Origin of the sequence: Kitasatospora sp. NPDC059571, from assembly GCF_042735675.1 — a bacterium.
Taxonomy (GTDB): domain Bacteria; phylum Actinomycetota; class Actinomycetes; order Streptomycetales; family Streptomycetaceae; genus Kitasatospora.
Map to the genome: position 1 here is coordinate 1 of NZ_JBHWBW010000548.1, position 4293 is coordinate 4293.

Genomic DNA, 4293 nt, shown 5'->3' on the forward strand with positions numbered 1-4293 from the left:
ACCCCCCCGCCGGGGGGGGGGGGGCGCGCGGTGTCTCCCGGCGGGGGGGCGGGCCCCACCCCCCCCCCCCCCGGCCGCCCCCACAGGCGCACCGCCGGGCCCAACATCGCCGCGGGGACGGTGGCGGGCTGGGCCGTCCCGCACTGGGAGTCCGACCTGCCGTCGGCGGGGCTGGACTACGCCGCGGGCACCGCCCAGGCCGCCCTGGGGGCGATCGCCGGGGCGATGATCACCCTCGCCGGGTTCGTGGTCACCGCGATCACCCTGGTGGTGCAGACCGTGCAGGCGATGTCGCCGCGCCTGGTCGGCGCGCTGCACCAGCTCGGCCGGTACCTCTTCGTCTTCGCGGCCCTGGTGGGGACCGCGGTGTACGCCCTGGTGGTGCTGAGCGGGATCAACGACGACCGTGTGCCGCGCACCGCCGTCACGCTGGGTGTGGCGCTCGTCCTCGTCGACTCGGTGGCCGTCCTGCACCTGCTGGTGCGGCTGCGGCAGGCGGTCACCGGCGGCGGGCTGGCCCGCGCGGTCGGCGCCCGGCTGCGGCACGTCATCGACCAGGTGTACCCGGATCCGCTCGGCCCCGACCCGCCCGGCGGCAGGGCCGCTCCCGGCCCCGGCCCGGCGCCCGGATCCGGCGCGGTCGTCCGGCACACCGGGGCGCCCGGCATGATCCAGTCGCTCGACGAGCGGCGGATGGTGCGGCTCGCCGACCGCGCCGGGGTCCGGGTCGAGCTCACCGCGGCCGTCGGCGACTTCCTCGGCGGTGCGGCCCCCGTCGCGCACGTCCTCGCCCCGCCGGGAACGCCGGTACCCGAGGGGCTGACCCGCCGGCTGGCCGGCTGCGTGGTGCACGGGCAGAGCCGCACCGTCGAGCAGGACCCGGCGTACGGGCTGCGCCTGCTGGTCGACATCGCCGTCCGGGCGCTCTCCCCCGCCGTGAACGACCCCACCACCGCCGTCCAGGCGCTCGACCAGATCGAGGAGGCACTCGTCCGGCTCGCCCCGCGCGCACTCGGCCCCGCGGTGCTCACCGGCCCCGACGGGCAGCCGCGGGTGCGCTGCCCGGCACCCCACTGGGCCGACCTGGTCGGCCTCGCGCTGGACGAGGTGCTGTTCTACGGCGCGGGCAGCCTCCAGGTTCCGCGCCGGCTGCGGGTCCTGCTGGAGCGGGTGCGGCCGGCCGCGCCGCCGCACCGCCACGGCCCGCTCGACGAGCGCGGCGCCCTCCTCGACCGGCTCACCGACGCGCTGCCGGACACGGCGTTCCGGCGGATCGCCGGGTCGGCGGACCGCCAGGGCCTCGGCGGTCCGGCCCCGGCCGGGCCCGCCCCGTGACCGGGCGGGCGGGGCGCACCGCCGCGGCCCTCCGGGCCCTCGCCCGGACGGCGCTGGGCCGGCTCGGCCGGCCCGCCCGCTCGGACCTGACCGCCGGGCTGGTGACCGGGCTGTTCAGCATCCCGGAGGGCATGGCGTACGCGAGCATCGCCGGGTTCAACCCGGTCGCCGGCCTGTACGCGGGCATGCTGCCGCCGGTGATCGGCGCGCTCGCCACCCCCACGGTGCTCATGGTCACCACCCTGACCAGCGCGATCGCGCTCACCTCGCAGGGGGTGCTGACCGAGGCCGGGCTGGACCCGCACGCGACGGGCAACATCGCCGCCCTCGCGGTGCTCAGCGGCGCGATGATGGTGCTGATGGGGGTGCTGCGGCTGGGCGTGGTGCTCAGCTTCGTCTCCAACGCGGTGCTCACCGGGTTCTCCCTCGGGATCGCGCTGCAGATCATCACCGGGGTGCTGAGGGACGCCAGCGGCTACCGGCCGCCCGGCCACAACAAGCTTTACCAGGTGGGCAGTTGGCTCTACGGCGCGGACCAGTGGCACGTACCCTCCGCCGTGGTGGCGGGCACGACCATCGGGGTGTGGGCGCTGGCGTACACCGTCCGGCGGCTGCGGCCGCTGGCGCTGCTGATCGCCATGGTCGCGGTGAGCTGCGCGGTCGCCGCGCTGGGTACGGACGTCCCGCTGGTCGGGCAGATCGCGCACGTCCCGGACGGCCTGCCGGGGTTCTCCGCACCCGACCCCGCCGCCGTGCCGCACCTGCTCGGCGGCGCCCTCGCGGTGGCCCTCGTCGCGCTGGCACAGGCCGCCGGGATCGCACCGGCGCTGCCCAACCCGGACGGCAGCCGCTCCAGCGTCAACACCGAGTTCGCCGCCCAGGGCCTGGCCAACCTGGCCGGCGGGCTGTTCCACGCGCTGCCGGTCAGCGGCTCGCTCTCCCGGACGGCGATCAGCGCGTCCGCCGGGGCGCGCACCCGGTGGGCCGCGCTCGCCTCTGGGGTGTTCCTCACCCTGCTGGTCATCCTGTTCGGCTCGCTCGCCGAGCACATCCCGCTGCCCGTGATCGGCGGGCTGATCCTGGTCATCGGCGCCGAACTCATCTGGTCCCGGCGGGCGGAGATCATGCTCGTGGTGCGCACCTCGTACCTGTCGGCGGTGGCGATGGTCGGGACCTTCGCCGCCACCACGCAGTACCCGCTGCAGCAGGCGATCGTGCTCGGCGCGGTGCTCTCGCTGCTGCTGTACTGCATCCAGGCGTCCCGCCAGGCCGGGTTCAGCGTGCTGACCCTCGACCGGGACGGCCGGTGGACCGCCGACGACCGCATCCCCGAGCGCCTGCCGCCGGGCCGGGTCACCGTCCTCGCCTACGAGGGCACCAGCTTCTTCGCCGAACTCCCGCACCTGCGCCACCGGCTGCCCGACACCGCCGGGGCGCACGGCAGCGTGCTGGTGCTGGTGCTGCGCAGCGCCCCGGACATCCCGTCCTCGGCGATCCTCAAGGCGCTGGCCCGCTACCACGACCGGCTCCGGCAGGAGGGCGGCCGTCTCCTGCTGGCCGGGGTACGCCCGGCGCTCGCCGCGCTGCTGGAGCGGACCGGGCTGGACGAGCGGATCGGCCCGGACGCCGTGTTCCCGGTCGAACCGCAGCTGCTCGCACCGCTGGACCGGGCCCGCGCCGCGGGCGAGGCGTGGATCGCCGCCCGGGGCGCCGCACCGCCCGGCGACCAGGGGTAGGCCCGCTCTGTCGGACCCGGCCGGAAAGGGTTGGCGGCGGTCGCCGGGCCGCTGGCATGCTGGCCCCGTGGAGACAGCCGAGATCGCCATCGCCTTCGCCCCCGATCTGCACGTGTTCGTCGGCGGCGCGGAGCGCGCCGATCGCCCAGCGGTCCGCGTCGACGGCGCGTCGACGCTCGGGCACGTGGTGGAGTCGATCGGGGTCCCGCTCACCGAGGTCGGCGAACTCCTCGTCGACGGCGGGCCGGTGGGCACCCCGTACATCCCGCGCGGCGGTGAGCGGGTCGAGGTCCGCGGGGTGGTGCGCCCGCAGGCGCTGCCCGGCCCGGCCCGGTTCCTGCTCGATGTCCACCTGGGCAAGCTCGCCCGGCAGCTGCGCCTGCTCGGCGTCGACACCGCGTACGAGAGCACCGACATCGGGGACCCGGCACTGGCCGCCCGCTCGGCCGCGGAGCAGCGCGTGATGCTCTCCCGCGACCGCGGGCTGCTGCGCCGTCGCGAGCTCTGGGCCGGCGCCTACGTGTACAGCCACCGGCCGGAGGAGCAGCTGCGGGACGTACTCTCGCGGTTCGCGCCGCCGCTGGCGCCGTGGACCAGGTGCACCGCCTGCAACGGGGTGCTGCGCACCGCCGACAAGGCGTCGGTGCAGGGCCGGTTGGAGGCCGGCACGGAGCGCTCGTACGACGTCTTCGCGGAGTGCGCGGCGTGCGGCCAGGTCTACTGGCGGGGCGCCCACCACAGCCGGCTCACCGCGATCGTGGACGATGCGGTGCGCGAGTTCGGCGAGCGGGCGCCGGCGCGTTCCTGACGCCCCGGCGCGCCGGCGCGCCCGTGGCGGCGGGTCAGCCCCAGTAGTGCGGGACGGGCAGGTCGCACAGCTCGACCACCGGCTCGGCGCCGCCCCCGGAGCCCGGCACCAGCCGGACGCGGGCACCCGGCCGGATGGCCTCGCGGGGGCCGACCACGCTGCACCGCACCACGAAGCCCTCGCCCATCTGGACGGGCCAGCGGTCGGCATCGGCACTGACGTTGCGGTGCACGCAGATGACGCCCTCGCCGGCGCTGAGCCGCGCCTCGAAGTCGGTCGAGCCGCAGCCGGTGCAGAGCAGCCGCTGGTAGCCGGGGGGGGGGGCCCCCCCCCGCACCCGGGACCACATGACCGCGGGCGGGGCGGCGAGGTGGGCGGGGGGGGGCGCCCCGTACACGCGCTCCCCCCGCGGGA

The 4293-nt window shown here is 77.1% G+C and carries 3 protein-coding genes and 1 pseudogene; 3 read left to right on the forward strand and 1 reads right to left on the reverse strand.

Annotated features, from left to right (window positions below):
* The first annotated feature begins 120 nt into the window (after positions 1–120).
* From ACFV0G_RS35220 to ACFV0G_RS35230, 3 genes are all read left to right on the forward strand, one after another.
* Positions 121–1335 carry a DUF2254 domain-containing protein gene (locus tag ACFV0G_RS35220; protein WP_380556753.1) on the forward strand — a complete coding sequence of 405 codons (1215 nt, stop codon included), beginning with the start codon at positions 121–123 and terminating at the stop codon, positions 1333–1335.
* Positions 1332–3071 carry a SulP family inorganic anion transporter gene (locus tag ACFV0G_RS35225; protein WP_380556754.1) on the forward strand — a complete coding sequence of 580 codons (1740 nt, stop codon included), beginning with the start codon at positions 1332–1334 and terminating at the stop codon, positions 3069–3071. The genes ACFV0G_RS35220 and ACFV0G_RS35225 overlap by 4 nt, the downstream gene beginning before the upstream one ends.
* Positions 3072–3138: 67 nt before the next feature.
* On the forward strand, positions 3139–3879 hold the full coding sequence (locus tag ACFV0G_RS35230; RefSeq protein ID WP_380556756.1) for a Mut7-C RNAse domain-containing protein: 741 nt from the start codon (positions 3139–3141) through the stop codon (positions 3877–3879).
* A gap of 34 nt (positions 3880–3913) precedes the next feature.
* Here the strand turns inward: ACFV0G_RS35230 and ACFV0G_RS35235 are convergent.
* Positions 3914–4293, reverse strand: a pseudogene (locus tag ACFV0G_RS35235) (hypothetical protein); the annotation flags it as partial.